Below are 18272 nucleotides of genomic sequence, written 5' to 3' on the forward strand. Positions count from 1 at the left end.
ATTGCAGCGGACCTCTACCTTCCGTCCGCCGGGTTTTCGTCAGATCTGCGCCAGCTTGCGCATGGCGTCGGCGATTTTATCCGGGTTCAACAGGAACGCTTTTTCGTGGACCGGGTTCATGCTGACGGCGGGCACGTCCGGGCCGCACAGCCGCATGACCGGAGCATCCAGGTCGTAAAACAGCTCTTCCGTAATGATGGCGGACACCTCCGCCCCAACGCCGCCGGTTTTGTTGTCTTCGTGGACAATCAGCACTTTGCCTGTTTTCGCGGCCGCCTCCAGGATGGCGTCCTTGTCGAGCGGGGCGAGCGAACGCAGGTCAAGCAGATGCACGCTTACGCCTTCGGCCGCCAATGCTTCGGCCGCCTTCAGGCAATGATTGACCGCCATGCCGTAGGAGATGACCGTAATGTCTTCCCCCTCGCGCGCAACCCGGGCTTTGCCGATCGGCACGATATAGTCGTCCTCGGGCACCTCGCCGGTGACGGCCAGGTAGCATTTTTTGTGCTCAAAGAACAGGACCGGGTCCTCGTCGCGGATGGCCGCCTTCAGCAGCCCTTTGGCGTCGTAAGGGTTCGAAGGGGCGACCATCTTGAGCCCCGGCGTGCCGAAAAAGACCGACTCCGTGCACTGCGAATGATAAAGCGCGCTGCCGCCGGTAGCGCCATAAGGAGCGCGGATCACGACCGGGCAGTGCCAGTCGTTGTTGGAGCGGTAGCGGATTTTCGCCGCTTCGCTGATGATCTGATTGGTGGCGGGCAGAATGAAATCGGCAAACTGCATCTCCGCCACCGGCCGCATGCCGTACATTGCAGCGCCGATAGCAACACCCGCAATGGCCGATTCGGCCAGCGGCGTATCCATGCAGCGCTCTTCGCCAAACTGGTCGCGGAACCCTTTGGTGGCGTTAAAAACGCCTCCTTTGCCCACGTCCTCGCCCAGAACAAACACATTGTCGTCCCGCAGCATCTCTTCCTGCATCGCGGTGCGAATCGCTTCCAAATAGGTAATGACCGCCATCTTTATTCTCCCTCCGCCGTTTCCGCGTAGACGTGCCGGTACAAATCCTCCGCCGGCGCGTAAGGCGCTTCCTCGGCGTACCGGATCGCCGCCCGGACTTCTTTTTCCGTTTCGGCCAGCAGCTCTTTGTCCTGCTCCTCGCTCCACAGCCCGCAGCCGATCAGATAATCGCGATAGCGCGGAACGCCGTCCTGCCGGCGGTGCTCCTCGATTTCTTCCTTGCTGCGGTACAGCAGGTCGTTGTCCGACGTGGAGTGCGGAGAAAGGCGGTACATCATCGCTTCAATCAGGGTCGGGCCTTCGCCGCGCACCGCCCGTTCGCGGGCTTCTTTGACGACGCGGTAGACTTCCAAAGGATCGTTGCCGTCCACCCGGACGCCCGGGAAGCCGTACCCTTTCGCCCGTTCATACACATTGCCGGCGACCTGGCGGTGAACCGGAATGGAAATGGCGTACTGGTTGTTCTCGCACAGGAAAATAACGGGGAGCTTATGCACACCCGCAAAGTTGCACCCTTCGTGGAAATCTCCCTGGTTGCTGGAGCCTTCTCCAAAGGTGACGTAGGAAACGAAATCCTGCTTCTTCATCTTGGCCGCCAAGGCGAAGCCGACGGCGTGAGGCACCTGGGTCGTGACGGGACTGGACCCGGTTACAATGTGGTGCTCCCGGTGGCTGAAATGGCCGACCATCTGCCGCCCCCCGCTCGTCGGGTCTTCCGCCTTGTTCATAACGGACAGCATCAGTTCGTTTAAAGTCATGCCCACCGACAAAACAAACCCGTAATCCCGGTAATAGGGCAAAAAATAATCCTTGTGGTGCTCCAGTGCAAAAGCGGCCGCCACCTGACAGGCCTCCTGCCCGATTCCCGAAACGAAAAACGCGACTTTGCCGGTGCGCTGAAGCATGAGAACGATTTCGTCAAATTTTCTTGTTTTCACCATCGTCGCATACATGCGGATTGCCTGTTCATCGGATAAACCCAATCCTCTGTGCTTTGCCAATTGGCCGATCGACAACGGAGTCAGCCTCCTTGAGGGCCTTATCAGGCTGTTATACGCCTGCGGCGCTTCCCGATTTTTTTAATACCTGGTCCTAATACTTGACCATAGATATACTATACCACAACTCGCCTCCAGGATGAAAACAAAATCCCTTTTCTCCGCCTCCGGGCAAAAAAAACGCCGCGCCCTGCCGGACCGGCGGAAAATCGTCTCTTTTACTTTTTTTCGCCGGAAGCCGGCTTCTACAAATTCAAAGCCCGGCCGTCTACCGCCAGCATGGCTTCGGCAAGCGCCTCCGACAGAGTCGGGTGCGGGTGCACGGCGCTTCCCGTTTCCCAAGCGGTCGCGTTGAGGAACCGGGCCAGGGAAGCTTCTCCGATCAGCTCGGTCACGTGCGGACCGATCATATGGACGCCCAGCAAGTCCTCGCTGTCCCGGTCCGCGACAACTTTGACGAAGCCTCCCGTTTCGCCCTGTACCATCGCTTTGCCCAAGGCGCTGAAGGGGAACCGGCCGACCTTCACGTTTTTGCCTTGTTCCTTCGCCTGCTTTTCGGTAAGGCCCAGGCCTGCTGCCTGGAAACGGGTATACACGCACCGGGGAATGGCCAGCGCATCGAACGGGTGAGGCGCCAGGCCGGCGATCCGTTCCACGGCGGTAATGCCCTGATGGGCGGCGGCGTGGGCAAGCTGCATCCGCCCGTTCACGTCGCCGACCGCGTAAATATGCCCTTCCGCCGTTTGCAGGAAGCCGTCCGTTTTGACAAACCCTTTGTCCACCACAATGTCGGTATTCTCCAGTCCGATGCCTTCCGTGTTCCCGGCGCGGCCGACGGCGACAATCACGATATCGGCGCTATACGCTTCGGTTTTCTCTCCCGCCTCCGCCGTAAGCCGAACGTCTTCATCCCCGGCTTGTACGGTTTCCGGCAGCACCTTTGCGTTCGTGACGACCCGGATGCCCGCTTTGCGAAAATGCCGCTCCATCTCCCGGGAGATGTCTTCGTCTTCCTGCGGCAGAAGACGGTTGGCGTATTCGATCACCGTAACGTCTGCGCCAAAGTCGTTCAGCATGGATGCGAACTCGCAGCCGATCACGCCGCCTCCCACGATCAAGACCGACTTGGGAACCTCGCCAAGCTCCAGCGCGTCATCGCTCAGCAGAATCCTTTTTCCGTCCGGCTGCAGACCCGGAAGGGTGCGGGGGCGGGAGCCCGTCGCCAGAATCAGGTGACCCGGTATGATCGTTTCCGACTCCCCGCTTTCCGCTTCAAACGCGATGCTTCCCGCGCGCGGCGAAAAAATGGAGGGCCCGATCAGCCGGCCCGTACCGCTGTATACGTCAATTTTGTTTTTCTTCATCAAATACTGGACGCCTTTGTGAAGCTTCTCCACAATGCCCGCCTTTCGGCTTTGCGCCTTGGCCAGGTCAAACCGAAGCTCCGCCGCCGTGATGCCGAACGCTTCCCCGTCCCGAGCATCCGCATACAGCTCTGCGCTTCGCAGCAGAGCCTTCGTGGGGATGCAGCCCCGATGCAGACAGGTGCCTCCCAGTTTCCCGCGTTCCACCAAAGCGACGCTCATGCCGAGCTGCGCCGCCCGGATCGCCGCTGTATAGCCTCCTACGCCTCCGCCCAACACGGCGATGTCATAGGTTTTGGACATGACGATTCCCCCTCGACCGATTCTACACGTTTGCGGAGAAATTTTAGCACAGTTTCCCGGACCGCACCACCGCGAACGCAAAAACGGCCCTCGCGATCATCCGATTCGCCGGCGGGCCGTTCTGGTCATTTCCTGTTATTTGCATCGTCCGGCCGGTTTCAATCCGCTTGTGCCTGGTTAAGAAAAACCAATGCAGAAAAATCGGACGGCTTGTGTAATCCATACGTAAGTATATCAGATGGAAGCAAATGAATTAGAATACCCGGCGGGCGGCAAAATAGCGGTTGCCCCAGTAGCCGGTGGTCAGCGAATCCACCCGTACCCCATCCGAAGTGGTTGAGGAAATAAACTTCCCGTTGCCCAGCGAAATCCCGACATGCGTAGCCGGCGCTTTCCCGCTGTTGGAGAAGAAAACCAGGTCTCCGGCCTGCGGTTGAAACACTTTGCTTCCGCTTGCCGACAGCATGCTGTTGGCGGTACGGGGAAGCTTGACCTTCTGCTGGTTAAAGATGTACTGAACAAACCCGGAGCAGTCAAATCCATTAGGCGTGGTGCCGCCGTAACGATAGGGCGTGCCCATGTATTTTTTTGCGTTCGTTATAACCGTTTCGGTATCGTCCGGCTTGATATAGGCCGGCTTGTGGTCTTTCCCGTCCGTGTTGACGATGGCGAGATCGTTTTTACTGTCCCATTTGACGGAGCTGTCAAACGATTCCGATATAAAACGGACCGGGACGTAGGTTCTTCCCTTGGAGACTTGCGCATTGGTATCGAGCTTGACGGTTTTGCCGTTGACGACGGCTTTATTTTCGCCGGTTTTCAGAACGATTTTCCGGTCTTTGTTGGCAATCGTAATTTGCACTTGCTTTCCCTTGGGCACCGAGCTGATGCTGTAGCCCATTTTTTGCGAGACTACCGTAACCGGCACCTGGACCCGGCTGCTTTTGTCCACGTACGGCTGTGCGTCCGGAAAACGCACCAGCGTGTCATTTACCTGTACTTTCACGTTAGCTGCGGCTTCGGAATGCGAAGCCCAAAGAAGACCGGAGGCAAAAACGACAGAAGACATGAGGGCTGCTTTGCAAAAACGGTTCAAAGGGCAAACTTCCTCCTATAGCCTTCGGGGTTAGTTGACGGGTTCGGGAAGAGGTTTTCCCTGGTTCGCTTTGACGTCCGGCGAACGTTCACCCCAAATTAGGTCCCCCGTACCGGTTGGAACGACCAGATTCGGCAAAATTTAATCCTTGTCTAAGGTATCATGCGAAAAACACATAATCAATAGTAAATTGGTGGATGATTTTGCATAATAGGAGCAACCTCCTATAGCGCAAGGGTTTTCGCTGTACCATTTTTTTAACAACAGGAAGTGCAGGGTATAAAAAAAACCGCTGGCGATCAAAGCGCCAACGGCCAAATTAAGGAGAAAAAATGGTTATGAAGGCAACCGGTCGTCTCATCCGGTTGCAATATCAGTATAGCACATCGTATATCAATCGAATACATAGGATTACTGGAAATAATCTGGTACGACCCACCGCTGCTGCCTGTTCCTGCTTTGGTGATTGCCGGCTTAAAGGCGTGGTTCGAGACTCCGTGAATCCCGGGATGAATGCCCTTCCCGCCGCATATGTTATAGGGGAGGGATGTCCGATGGACAAGAACAGTCCGCTGTACGAACGGGAAATCGTGCGCCACAACGCCCGCATGGATGTGGAGAAGGAGCGCGAGGACGAGGAAAAGGAAAAAAAGAAACGCAAAGACCGCCGCAAAGCGGCGGTCACGGCGGTTCTGTATTTGGCGCTGTTATATGTGCTTTATTTGGCGGCGAGCCAGTTCGCGGGATTTCGGTTGGGGTAAGAGCATTACTTCATTTCAATGGCCCGTTGCCTCAAGTCTTTTGCCGCAGCTTGCAGTTCATCATTGAGCCGAAGATCCTCCGCCATCAAATTATTGAGTTCGACTATACCTAACGAACTGCCCTCCAGCGAATATTCGATATTGCTGACAATTGATATTTTGTTATTGGCCAAGAAACGGGTTTTGTTATCCAGCTTATCTTTGAAAGTTTTTAAGGCCTCCAAGAGCGAGCTGTGCTGTTTCTCATTTTTCTCCGAGGGCCTAACCCCTTCCAGGCGTATGATGGTGGAGTTGACTTGAGAGCTTAATTTTTCAGGGTAGTTTTTTGCTTCTTCGACTTTTTCCATGCTATTCATCAGGATAATGGGCTGGGCCATGGTTAACACATTCTCGATGTCAGCGGTAAAGTTTTGGATAATACTCCCTTTTGCCGTAGCTATAACCTCCCGGTAGGCTTTAAAATCCGAAAGGGCTCCGATCACCGGCGAGGTCAAAGGCGCAACATCCGGTGCCGCTTGCGTCAACTCGTTTAAGGTTTGGATGCCGGCATCCCATTCATCTATGGTTGGATAACTGTCGACGAGGAACAGCGGGTTCTTCTTTAGCCCCTCCAGGTAGAGATTAAATTCTTCTGAATCCTTCTCCTTCAGTTCCGTCACTTTTTCCTGGAACAAAGGATAATTTTTTTGCGTCAATGCCTCGTTTGCTTCTTTCCGGACCTTTTCCGGATCGAAAGAAGAACAGGCGGAGGCGAGCAAAACAAAAATGAAAAAGACGGATAGAATGGCCTTATAGTTTTTCAATCACAACACCCTTATCGTAAGATTACACCCATGAATTAGAGATCATTAATTTCGCTGCTTTTTTTGCCGAAAGGTTTTAATTCCTTGTAATGACCGCTATAATCGACATAATCACCATCGGAAAAATAGATTAAAGAAGAGTCGGTAAACCATGAGAAAGAATGGTCACCTTCATAAGGGTTTGCCCCATACGCTTCCACAAGGTCTGCTTTTATCTTCTCTGAAACGTCCTTGTCCGAATCTTTAAAGTGGTATTCTCCCTCCACCAGCAGAAAGTCCGTGAAAGCAAGACTTGCAGGAAGAGCTTCAAATTTCTCTTCTAATTTTTTGTACGATTCGTTTACCTTCTCTTCCAATTCCTTTTTTCTTTCTTCATTCGTTTCAGCCATAAATTCTGCTTCCAGCTTTATAAAAGCTTGGTCTTCCGCAGCAAACTGGTATTTATATTCCTCTTTTTCCAGTGTTCTCCTGAAAGTAAAAACAACATCGGCCGGCAAGCCGGACACCATGATATTTTCATAGGTCAGCAATAAATCTTCCCCTTCTTCTTCACGTACGGGGATCTTATTTCCTTTCTCCGCCTCTGCCTCCACCACTTGATCGACTGTACTTCCCCAAGCCAAGTCCCGAAAATCCGCCTTCTTCTCTTTGGAGCATCCTGCTCCTCCTGCAAGCAACGCTGCACCGAGTAACATAATCAACGCTTTTTTCAAATAAGTCCCTCTTTCTCTCTAAAAAGTGGCCTACCATTTTTTTCATTTCTTTGTACATTGTACGGGTTTCTATTATGAAACGCATTGTATTTTATTCCAAGATTCTGAACTTTTTAAGGAATTTAGGAGTGTTTCTATGCCACAACTGACGTACGAAAAAGAATGTAATCACCCTGCGAGCTTAAATGTGGATTAGGCCGTATCTGCCCTCCTTGAGCTAATAGCGTCCGGAAATGTATAGATCGTTTTCCACTTTTATGTTACTTAACGATGAAATTTAGTATGAAAGTCGTAGCGGCCGCTCTAACGACGCTATTAGTCTTCCCGCTAGTATTCACTCCAATCGCAGACTATACATACGCCAAAGGTACCACAACTGCCAAACCCACACCTAAGCCGTCACCAAAATCTTCACCGCCAAAACACGATTTCACGACGGCGAAAGGGATAGAGAAGCACCTTAACTCTACATATATAAGTGGGTCGGGGATTACTACGACCAATTCTAAAATAATTGAGCATTAACCACATTTTTTATAAACCCCTTGCAAAGAATAGCGCCCCCCCGACGAACGAATCCGTTAGGGTGGCGCTATTTACATTTCGTGTTATTAATCGGGGCAGCGATGAGATACCCCACGTGCCCGCACTTCTGCTTCAAGTTTACCGGAACGATCGTTGCGTAAAATTCATCCGAACAGGCGCTATGTCAGCGCTCATTCACCGTCAAAAAACGTGATACCTACGAAGTTTACGAAACCTTATGCTCAATCCTCAGCTTATCCGCCACCATTGCGATGAACTCACTGTTAGTCGGCTTCGCCTTGGAGATGTTGATGGTGTAGCCGAACAGGTGCGAAATGCTGTCGATGTTGCCGCGCGTCCAGGCGACTTCTGAATGATGATTTACCGATGACTTTATCGGGTTTCAATCGGAGAATTTATGGGCAAAATAGCCCTAAGAAAATGATAAGATTTGGTCAATATTATAATATCGGGTGTTTACGCGAAATTTATCTTTAGGAGTGTCATAACAGTTCGGGAAGCTTTGTTAGCCCGCGAAAATTCCTTGATAGCAATTTTTTGCGAAGAGTGGTTTTTCTTTATCCAAATCGACGAATCGATGGATGTGTAGTCATTTGACAATGTCTCTCCATACAGAACGGAAAAAGCGTTTGATTTTGAATCGATTTGTTGACCGGGATATCTGAGAGTAACCTTCCCGATAAGATTGCCAGACATTTTAGAATGGGTTATTACCCCATCTTTTGAATATATGAAGGCATAATTCCCCGAAGTATATTCCAATATCCGAAATACAGCAGCAAGCTTAGAAACCAAGAAGTGGTCGCTTATCCCTTTTATCGTTTGGAAATCAAATGGTGCTGAAAGACAAAGTGGTTTAACCATCTGCTCCGGCAGTAAAAATTCTTGGGCAAACTGATTCGCTTCGACTTCTATTGGGTTTGTAGTAAAATCCAGCATGTTGATTCGAGAACATTGGAATTGCTCACCCTTATGATTTAGACAAAAATGCCCAAGTTCATGTGCTTTGGTAAAGTTAATACGCCCCACATTCTTTATGTCAGTATTCACAAGAATGAGCGTTTTTCCTCCAGCTCGAATTAAACTCCCCATAAAGTTCGGATTATTATACTCCATCTCGTCATAAATGATTTTATAGTGCTCAAATATTTGATTTAGCATTAATGCAGGTGCCTCTGTAACAATAAATTTTTGAAGCACCTGCCGCGCACTGTTTATAGGTATCATTTGTTAGTTTTGCTGAGTAATTCAGTTACTCGATTTGAAATCTTAGTTTTGGTTTCAGGATCAATACCTCCATCTGCACGAGCCGCGATTTCCCAGTCACTTCCTTCACCGAGGCTTTGAGTGGGAAAATTAATAACCGTTTCTGATTTGTTAAATGCTTCATGCAATACTGCTTGCATCAATCGCTCACTATCTTCTTTTGATTGTTCAATGAATCGTTCTAACTTACTACAGAGTTCCATGAGTTGGTCGACTTTTTCAACAATACGATTTTGTTCATTTAAGGGAGGGATCGCTATTATTCTCTTCTCCATTTGAGCTTTGGTCAAGTGTAATATAGCAATACCTTTTCCCTGTGACTTTATATTCTCTGTATCCCATTGAAGCATATAATATAAAAATTTTTTATTAACAAATTTATTCAATTCGATTTTCCATATGTGGTAATGATATATAACTTTTGGACCTTTCCAGATTCTTGGTCCAAATGATGCCGACCAGGCATAAATTAAGTCGCCATCTTCACAATATTTATCTTCATCCAGTTCTAAATCAGAGTAGTACCAATTTGAATTTGTAAAAAGGTTTCCAACTCTTAATACAGTGGTTTTACCCGATTCTAGTAGTTCCTCCCGCTTATATGCCCTACCGTTAATTATTCTAGCTATTTCCCCTAATCTTACCCATTCCCATCCCTTAGGAAGTTCATAAGGATTCTCATCCATTCTAATAGGTGCTAATGGTTTCTCTTTCTTGTTTTTTTTATCTTGGGGAAATGACTCTTTATATGCTTTGATTTTATCCAACAATATGTTTGCTGGTTCATCATTCGCGTCTTGCGATATAAGTTTTCCCTGTACGGCTTCTTGCAGGATTGAGTTTTTTAATTTCTGAAAATCATTGATTACCCTGTCTCTATGGGCTGAAACATTCAGTAACTGATCATTATATCTATCAATTATATCAATAAGCTTCATTTGTTCTTCAAGAGCGGGAAGTGGAATTTCTATTTCCAAAAACATATTAGGTTTTATTCTATTCTGACCACTGGTACCACTTGAATATTTATCACATTGGGTCCAGAAAAACTTCATTTGAGTAATTATCTGAAACCAGCGAGGGGATAACTTCTCTTTGACTATTGTGAAAATAGGAAACTCAGAAGAGACATAACAATCATTAAGCTCCTTAGGTATTACGCACACACTTCCATGACGAGCCCAAATTTTGTTGATTACCACATCATCAGTTTTAATCTGATTGAATTTTTTGTACTTAGTGTCGTCTCCTCTAACCGCTTCTCTTTCATACGCTCCTTTTCCCCACCATTTTACACCAATTTGTCGATATTCTACTCCAGATTTAGGTTGTACTTCGCGTGATATTGGGGACAAAACTTCTTTCATCTTTACCATCGGATGAGAGAATTTCATAGCTTATCACCAACCGATAGTTCTTTTTTCAACATCTCAAGAAGTGATATGATTTTATTTTCTGTTTGTAACAAATCCCTAATTATTTCGTTAGTAGAACGATTGTCAACATTTTGTTCTGAAATAGGATTCTTAATGTCTAGATTGTAGTTCCGTTTTTTTACTTCATCAAAACTGACCTTCCAAGCAAACTCATTTTCTACACGATCATTCCACCATTTTTTCTCCAATTGAAATTCTTCAATACGAATCGGTTTGGTTTTAGTATAGTTCTTAACCCCCTGTGGAAGAGAATGCTCGAAGTACCAAATTTCTTCTGTCGGTTTGCCTTTCTCGAAGAACAACAAGTTCGTATTAATTCCCGTATATGGTGCAAAAACTCCGTTTGGCAACCGAACAATAGTATGTAGATTAAACTCTTCGAGTAACTTTTCTTTTATTGCTGTTTTTACACCTTCCCCAAATAAGAAGCCATCCGGCAGAACAATTCCTGCCCTACCACCATCTTTGAGAAGATACATCAACAATACCATGAACAAATCAGCTGTTTCTTTTGTACGAAACTTTTCTGGGAAATTGATCTCAACGCCATCTTCTTCAATCCCCCCAAACGGCGGATTCGTTACGATAACATCAACTTGATCGATGGGGCGGTATTCACGAACATTCTTTGTGAGTGAATTATCATGCCTAATTTTAGGTGCATCTATATCATGTAGAATCAAATTAGTTACCGCAAGCATATGTGGCAGTGGTTTCTTTTCTATCCCCATAATGGTTTCTTGCAAAAACTGATAATCCTCTACACTTCTGATTTGCTTTGTTTTCTTAAAGTGTTCTATTGTGCTAGTTAGATACCCACCCGTTCCGCAAGCGAAATCGAGAACCTTCTCACCCAGCTTAGGATTAACCATGTCGACAACAAACTGTGTGACAGGACGAGGAGTGTAGTACTCACCAGCATTACCAGCGTTTTGCAGGTCCTTCAATATATTCTCGTAAATGTCATTAAACATATGGCGATCTTGTTGTGTTGTAAAATCAATCTCATTTAGCTTGTTAATTACCTGACGCATCAGAGTGCCGGATTTCATGTAGTTATAAGAGTCCTCAAATACCGCTTTTACGATAAAAGCCTTAGGATCACTATATTCATTTAGTTCCATTTCTTTGAGTTCTTTGAATAGCTTATTGTTGACGAAATCAAGCAATTCATCGCCTGTCATCCCCTCATCATTAGCTGCCCAGTCTCTCCAGCGTAATCCTTCTAGAATTATTGGACGATACTCATCGCGCATCAATTCCCATTCTTCTTCCTTTGCATCGAAAACTTTCAAGAAGACCATCCACACCAATTGAGAAATACGCTGGGCATCTCCATCAACACCTGCGTCTTTTCGCATTGTATCTTGTACCGATTTGATAATCGCTGAAATAGACATCAATAGTTCCCCCTAAGACTGCCTCTAAGCTGAATAGATTACCTTGCCTAATTCCTTTATAGCTGTCATATATCCCTGTTTACCGCCAAACCGTTTAACAATTTCAATTGGTGAACCAAAGGACTGAAATTCAGGGATTTTTAATACTTCGATACTTTCTAAATTCTCGATTCCGGTGTCCGCATACTTTTCCAGCAATGCTTCTAACACTACCCTTGCTTGATCACTATACTTACCAAAATAATTACGCTTCTTTACTTGTTCAGCTCTCTCACGGCGGGTGAGAGGGGGTTGATCGAAAGCTACATGACAAATAAGATCAAAGGGGTCTAGGTCCTTTCCCACTTCATCTTGTAGTTCATCAATCAATATTCCTTGTGCTTCAAGTTCTTTTATCACTGCTTCTTTCTTATCCGCAGCATTCCACTTTTGAAGAAAGTCATTTAGAGATTTGAACTCATTTTTGACATTCTTTTTCGTATAATCAATCAATGATTCGGTGATCAATTTTCCATCTTTATCGTAATAGTAAACACGATGATTTAGTACCTTCACTTCGACATTGTGCACATAATATTTTGCTGGGGGGTCATTTATTATCCCTCCTCCACCAGGTGGAGGATTAGGGGGATTGTCGTTTCCACCATTACGGCCATCATCATCGTCATCATCACCATCTCCGCCACTTGGAGGAATACCATCCCCCCCTGTATCAATGACAACAACAGGGTCTCCATCAAAATCCGGGTCAGCAAAAAGCTTTGTTACATTACGGAAATCAATAATCGTAAAGTATAACTTGCCAAAATCCTCTCGTATCCTTGTTCCGCGACCAATAATCTGCTTGAACTCAATCATGCTGTTGATATTGGAATCAAGTACAATGAACTGGCATGTTTTTGCGTCAACTCCGGTAGTCATGAGTTTACTTGTCGTAACAAGTACTGGATATGGTTCATTAGGGTCGATAAAGTTATCTAATTCTGCCTTACCTTCCTCATTGTCTCCCGTAATACGCATTACATATTTAGAGTTCTTGGCGACCATATCAGCATTTTCGTTTACAAGCGCCTGACGCATGCGTTCGGCATGATAAATATCAACACAGAAAAAAATCGTTTTCGCCATACGCGATTGGTTTGATTTCAGGTAATCTGAAACCATTTTCGCAACTGTCCGAGTACGCTTCTCCAATATTAGATTTTTGTCATAGTCTTTAATGTTATATTCTCGATCTTGAATTTCATATCCATATTTATCTCGCTGACCTTTTGTCGGACGAAAACCTTCAACATCCTTGTCAAGTAACACTCGAATAACTTTATATGGGGCTAAGAAACCATCTTCAATACCTTGTTTTAACGAGTAGGTATAGATTGGTTCCCCAAAATAGCTAATGTTTGATGTATCTTTTGTTTCTTTAGGTGTAGCTGTCAAACCTACATGAGTTGCAGAGGAAAAATACTCAAGGATTTCTCTCCATGCAGAATCTTCTTTAGCACTTCCGCGGTGACACTCATCAATAATGATGAGATCAAAAAAATCTTTTGAAAACTCTTTATAAGCATTTTGAAAATCCTCTGAGCCAGATATTCCTTGATAAAGGGCGAGATAAATTTCGTGAGCTTTATCGACCTTCCTATTTTTGATCTTCGTCATTTTATCGCCAAATGGAGCGAAATCATTTGTCATGGTCTGATCAACGAGAATGTTTCTATCGGCAAGGAACAAAATACGCTTTTTAGTTTTTGACTTCCATAAACGATAAATGATTTGAAAAGCAGTATAAGTTTTTCCAGTACCGGTAGCCATAACAAGAAGGATTCTGTCTTGACCTTTAGCGATGGCTTCAACTGCTCGGTTAATTGCAATTCGTTGATAATAACGAGGACTTTTGGATTCCTGCGTAAAGTAATAGTCTTCAACAATCGTTTCCTCAGTTTTGGTGTCGATACTTTTAGCGACTTTATATCGATGCCAAAGCTCTTCAGGAGAAGGGAATTGTGACAAAGCAAGCTCCCGTTCAACCGCTCCCGTAGTGACTGTCCGATCATGTTCAATAAACCCATCACCATTCGATGAATAGACAAAGGGGATATCCAAAATATCTCCATAATTAATCGCTTGTTGCATCCCAGCTCCAATGGAATGCTTATTATCTTTTGCTTCAATAATGGCAATTGGCATGTTCGCTTTATAGTAAAGGATAAAATCGGCACGCTTTTTCTCGCCGCGTGTAACAACTTTCTTGCGTACAATTATTCGTCCGTCAGTGAAAGTTACTTCTTCGCGTATCTGCTTTTGTAAATCCCAACCTGACTGAACTAATGACGGAGTTATGTATTTGGAACAGATGTCGCGCTCTGAGAGGTCTTTTTTATTCAAGTGATTCCCTCCTAGATGAGGCTAAATAGTCCTTTATACTAATTCAACTTCAAGATCACATATCCTTTTTTCGACAAGCCTAAGATATTAAATGCTGTTAATAATATTCTAGCATGAAATTTTGGCTATACGATGTCAGCGAGCATATGTTTGGCAAAAAAAATTGAGAAACCTATCCTTCATCATCGAATTATTACAAAATGCCCTCGTATGTAGGAAAGTGCCCTTAACACCCGATACAATTAACTAATAAAGGCTCGTTTGATAGTCCGTATGGGATATTTCGCTCAACTTGTTTTAACCTTATGCTTCTGTAACTCCAAATGCAACAACAGATTCATCTGTAATCCATTGGTCAATGTGAATGGAATGATAGATATTGATCAAAAAAGTATATGTTTGAATACCTTCTTCCTCGGAGTTTATGAGTCCCTAAACTTCATCCATTGGCTTATTTTCACGCTGGATTCAAGCATAAGCCTCTTCATGGCTTTATCATCGAATGCTACTGCTTCGGCATGTATGCTCTCTAGGTGGGTATTTCTAAAACAATAATGTGTAATCACATTTGCTTCCTTGCGGAAAAACGAATCAAAGTTAAGTTCAGGTTTTGGCGAGAACCCCATAGATTAAGCGTATCAACAATATCAGCGATAAACGAATCAGAATTGTCAGTACATAGCTCCTCTATGGTCTCGATGATCTCACTCTTCCTCATAGATGGCTTTCCCTCCCGATTATATTTTGTTAATCGCAGCCCTTAGGTCATCTTTTGACGGCTCAACATACCTTTGCGTGGTTTGAATCGAATCATGTCCAGCTAGTCTAGCAACATCATGAATAGACACCCCTCTGTCTACTAGTGTTTTGCAGAAGGTATGCCTGAGTGAATGGCAAGAAGGTTGCCCTTCCAATTTGTCACCATTATGACCTCGTTCAAGCAGCCCACAAAGCTCTAAATAGCGATCAATCAGAAAAGCAATACCTCGTGTCGTTAACTGGCCTGAACGCTCTGAAACGAACAAATACGGGCTCTCCTGATGGGCTTGTTTGTGACTTGTTTGCCTGAATGTCAGCCAATACCTTATGGCTTTCTTCAAATCTGGATGGAGCGGGATAATCCTCCACTTGCCGCCCTTTCCGTCAAGAACAGCGATTTGATTCTGTCTCAAATCTACATCGTTAATTTTGAGATCAGATACTTCCTCAACTCGAAGACCTGCACGAAGCATTGTCAATATGACCGCTTTGTCTCTTGCCTGTTTGGATTCATTCCGTTCCGTTTCAAGGACATTTAAAAGTCTGTTTTGTTCCAGAACCGTTAACCACTTCGGTGCGATGCTCTGTTGTACTCTTTTCATTTTGATTTTCTGCGCCGGACTGTTGCTTAATAGATGTGTCTCAAAAGCCCATTGAAAGAAGGTCTTTAACGCAGCAATTGTTCGATTCACACTTGAAGGCTTTTGTTCAAGGTTGTTCATCAAATAGGAGCGATAATCCATCAAGTGAACCGGTGTTACCTTCTCTAATGCAACAGTGTCCTCTGTCTGCTCCAACCACCGGACAAAGTTTTTTAGCGTGGTTAAGTAAGACCTGATCGTTTGTTCAGCCTTGTCCTCTTCCTTCAACCATTTTTCAAAAGCAGAAATATACACTTCCATCAAACACACCCCTCATTCAAGTGTTATCAGATGAATTTATATCAATACAATAATGTGTTATCGGACGAATTGTCAAGATTTTTCGAACAAATTCTTCCGATAATATCATTTATGAGATGAATTTTGACAGAAAGAAGATGGGGGATGTGTTTACTAATTTATCGCTAAATAAGTCAAAAATAATAGGGGGAGGGTACTCTTGTAACAAAATTCACGAGTTTGGGGTCGTGAACCGGAGCTATAACGGCTTCTTTTGGTGTCAATACCGTTGTTTTCTTCTACCATCAGTTGCGATTTCCAACGCTTACGACAAAAAACGGAGGCCACAAGACCTCCGATTACTATACGATACTTTACTGAGAACTTTTAGCGCAAAGTTGTTTCGCTTGAATCTAAATTGCTTTTCCAACTCTATGCCTCATTTGATCAACAATACTTTGTAGTCCCGATAAATTCCCCTTGCCCAAAGTTGAATAATAATCAATGTGCTTTTGTACAGCATCTAATGCTTTAATAAAAGACGCCTCACCGAAATCATGCCTAATACTTTCAAGTAGAAATTTGTTTGTATCATTGTTAAAAGCTCTTTTATATCCCTCACCGTTCATCATAGCCAGGAATATAGTAATGAAGGCTTGTGCAGAGCCTTCATTCATACCACTGGCTCGGTTAATTTCAATTTTACCCTCGGTTCTAGTTAACCTTCCAGCATATACTTTTTTCGCTATTTCGTAAGCAACCCTACTCATTTCTAATGTGATTTTCATGTATAATCACTTCGCTTTCAACTCTAAATTATTACCCAGTATCCGCGATCTACCTATGAGCTGTTTTCCATCCCATTATACGCCTTGAATTACACAAGCTTGTCTGCATAAAAAAGGTATCTTATGTGTCGGGTACAAAAACCTGATGCTCAAAATTTTTCTTTTAGATAAACCTCTGTCTTATCCAATACTGCTCCACCACCGTTTTCCATGATGAAGTTTTGAGCAGAACTACTTGCTGATCACTGACATCGTTCATTATTAACATAACTTAACCTATGACACTACACTTCATGCTCTGGAAATATTCAATGCAAACTTCCCACTGAAAAGCTCCCTAGTTTCTAATAAGTGGGAAAACCCCTCCATATTCCCTATGCACGGCGTGAATGCTTTATCTGCATCTGTGTCATGGTTAAGTATTACAATCCTGTACTCCTTCTGATGCTGGAAGGACTTATCTTTATAGAAGAACAAAGATGGATTGCCCTTGTTGTAATCCTCAAGCCTTTTCTGAGAATTAACACTAAAGTCTTCATAACTGACTTTATCAGCAATGAAACGAATGTTTTGTTCGGAGAACGATCTTTTAACTTGCTCTAAAAATTCATTTGGGCTGATGATAAGAGCATATTCACCAAAGTCTTTAATGATTTTTTCCTTATTAAGGCCTTCAAAATCAAGGCAGCAATCAACGCTTTCCTCATACTCTGTTATAATTTTTAATGAATCATGGCTTATATGTGTTAAGCACAGCATCGGTTTACTCACGATTGCATCATCAGCGTAACCAAGTCTTCCTGCTTCACCTTCAAGTACCAGTTCGTCGGTATCCTGTTTATAAAATCGCAATCGAACATTGCTGACAACGGCACTTGCTTCATATTTGTCCCCTATGCCTTGTTCTCCATCTTTCTTTTCCCTTTCGATAAAATACTTGCCACTGTTCATCCACAATGTACCCTTTTGCAAAGAAACCAGATTATTTTTGTTGTTGCTGAATTTTATTAGCATAAAAACTCTATCCTTATCCAATACGGCTACCATAGAATACCTCCAGTAACTTTCATTTATACTAATCCAAACAGCATCTTGAAATCATTCAATCAATTATTGTTTTCTCTTTCCCATTTCATCTTGGGGACAGCTGCCTCTAAAACCGAAACAAGCCAATATGCTTCTATGTCGTTGAATATCCACTCTGTTAGTGGTGTCTTAATATTTTGATCTGAGGTTGCAGCAGACATTTTATAGGATTGGATTATTTGTTCGGCGGCTGACTGAACATGTGGCATTCTTATAAGCGTCTTGATACAAAGATATTCCTTTAGTCGATTCAATTCTGGTATCGCTTGTTCAACGGTTAGAGTTATCTCTTCCCAGTCTATGTCCAAACCAGTAATACGAAGGATATCCCCATCCCTTTTTGCCACCCATTGTTCCCCAAGATCGTTTTCAAAGTACCAAACATTGTTGGCGTGTTGTCCAACCGCCCAGCTCGGTTGATTTTCACCATGCAGCCCAATCATTATATCTCTTGTCAAAGCAATCATCTCCGTAGTGTTTGTCCAATCTTATTATATCAAGATTTACATAGTCGTTAATGTATGAAATTTAATCACATAACATCTTATTGCAGCCAGTATAAAAAGTGGACACCCTCTAGTAGATAGATCCTAAAATAACGTTTTTACAGTCATCCTTCTATTCCATACGTCCAGCGAAAAGGAACAGGGTTCTCGTTAACCTCCTG

The 18272-nt window shown here is 44.7% G+C and carries 15 protein-coding genes, 1 pseudogene and 1 riboswitch; of the genes and pseudogenes, 1 reads left to right on the forward strand and 15 read right to left on the reverse strand.

Going from position 1 to position 18272, the window contains the following annotated elements; translation table 11 throughout:
* Positions 1-39: 39 nt before the first annotated feature.
* From AC6I6H_RS16660 to AC6I6H_RS16675, 4 genes are all read right to left on the reverse strand, one after another.
* On the reverse strand, positions 40-1020 hold the full coding sequence (locus AC6I6H_RS16660) for an alpha-ketoacid dehydrogenase subunit beta (protein WP_497955101.1): 981 nt from the start codon (positions 1018-1020) through the stop codon (positions 40-42).
* 2 nt (positions 1021-1022) lie between these two features.
* Positions 1023-2036, reverse strand: a complete 1014-nt coding sequence (locus tag AC6I6H_RS16665; protein ID WP_497955102.1) for a thiamine pyrophosphate-dependent dehydrogenase E1 component subunit alpha — start codon at positions 2034-2036, stop codon at positions 1023-1025.
* A gap of 227 nt (positions 2037-2263) precedes the next feature.
* Complete coding sequence (gene lpdA / locus AC6I6H_RS16670) at positions 2264-3685, reverse strand: dihydrolipoyl dehydrogenase (RefSeq protein ID WP_497955103.1); 1422 nt, start codon at positions 3683-3685, stop codon at positions 2264-2266.
* Positions 3686-3938: 253 nt separating this feature from the next.
* Complete coding sequence (locus tag AC6I6H_RS16675; protein ID WP_497955104.1) at positions 3939-4781, reverse strand: C40 family peptidase; 843 nt, start codon at positions 4779-4781, stop codon at positions 3939-3941.
* Between the two features lie 4 nt (positions 4782-4785).
* Positions 4786-4928, reverse strand: a riboswitch (cyclic di-AMP (ydaO/yuaA leader).
* A gap of 407 nt (positions 4929-5335) precedes the next feature.
* On the opposite strand from AC6I6H_RS16675, the gene AC6I6H_RS16680 reads away from it, so the two are divergent.
* Entirely contained in the window at positions 5336-5542 is a 207-nt protein-coding gene (locus AC6I6H_RS16680) for a hypothetical protein (protein ID WP_497955105.1), read from the forward strand.
* A gap of 5 nt (positions 5543-5547) precedes the next feature.
* On the opposite strand, the gene AC6I6H_RS16685 is transcribed toward AC6I6H_RS16680, so the two are convergent.
* From AC6I6H_RS16685 to AC6I6H_RS16735, 11 genes and pseudogenes are all read right to left on the reverse strand, one after another.
* Positions 5548-6345 (reverse strand): hypothetical protein, encoded by a 798-nt coding sequence (locus AC6I6H_RS16685; RefSeq protein WP_497955106.1) that lies wholly within the window; start codon positions 6343-6345, stop codon positions 5548-5550.
* 35 nt (positions 6346-6380) lie between these two features.
* A complete protein-coding gene (locus tag AC6I6H_RS16690) occupies positions 6381-7058 on the reverse strand; it encodes a hypothetical protein (protein ID WP_497955107.1) in 678 nt (225 codons plus the stop codon).
* 751 nt (positions 7059-7809) lie between these two features.
* Positions 7810-7962: pseudogene (locus AC6I6H_RS16695) on the reverse strand (sporulation initiation factor Spo0A C-terminal domain-containing protein); the annotation flags it as partial.
* A 98-nt stretch (positions 7963-8060) separates the two neighbouring features.
* Entirely contained in the window at positions 8061-8831 is a 771-nt protein-coding gene (locus AC6I6H_RS16700) for an ImmA/IrrE family metallo-endopeptidase (RefSeq protein ID WP_497955108.1), read from the reverse strand.
* Positions 8828-10237 carry a restriction endonuclease subunit S gene (locus tag AC6I6H_RS16705; RefSeq protein ID WP_497955109.1) on the reverse strand — a complete coding sequence of 470 codons (1410 nt, stop codon included), beginning with the start codon at positions 10235-10237 and terminating at the stop codon, positions 8828-8830. The genes AC6I6H_RS16700 and AC6I6H_RS16705 overlap by 4 nt, the downstream gene beginning before the upstream one ends.
* Positions 10238-10260: 23 nt before the next feature.
* Positions 10261-11706, reverse strand: a complete 1446-nt coding sequence (locus tag AC6I6H_RS16710) for a class I SAM-dependent DNA methyltransferase (protein WP_497955110.1) — start codon at positions 11704-11706, stop codon at positions 10261-10263.
* Between the two features lie 24 nt (positions 11707-11730).
* Positions 11731-14091 carry an EcoAI/FtnUII family type I restriction enzme subunit R gene (hsdR, locus tag AC6I6H_RS16715; protein ID WP_497955111.1) on the reverse strand — a complete coding sequence of 787 codons (2361 nt, stop codon included), beginning with the start codon at positions 14089-14091 and terminating at the stop codon, positions 11731-11733.
* A gap of 737 nt (positions 14092-14828) precedes the next feature.
* Positions 14829-15752, reverse strand: a complete 924-nt coding sequence (locus AC6I6H_RS16720; RefSeq protein WP_497955113.1) for a tyrosine-type recombinase/integrase — start codon at positions 15750-15752, stop codon at positions 14829-14831.
* A gap of 392 nt (positions 15753-16144) precedes the next feature.
* Positions 16145-16519 (reverse strand): hypothetical protein, encoded by a 375-nt coding sequence (locus tag AC6I6H_RS16725; protein ID WP_497955114.1) that lies wholly within the window; start codon positions 16517-16519, stop codon positions 16145-16147.
* Positions 16520-16810: 291 nt separating this feature from the next.
* Positions 16811-17566 (reverse strand): hypothetical protein, encoded by a 756-nt coding sequence (locus tag AC6I6H_RS16730; RefSeq protein WP_497955115.1) that lies wholly within the window; start codon positions 17564-17566, stop codon positions 16811-16813.
* A gap of 59 nt (positions 17567-17625) precedes the next feature.
* The gene (locus AC6I6H_RS16735; RefSeq protein ID WP_497955116.1) at positions 17626-18063 is read right to left on the reverse strand and encodes a hypothetical protein; all 438 of its coding nucleotides are present in this window, start codon (positions 18061-18063) and stop codon (positions 17626-17628) included.
* Between the last annotated feature and the right edge of the window lie 209 nt (positions 18064-18272).

The organism is Gorillibacterium sp. sgz306347, from assembly GCF_059735245.1.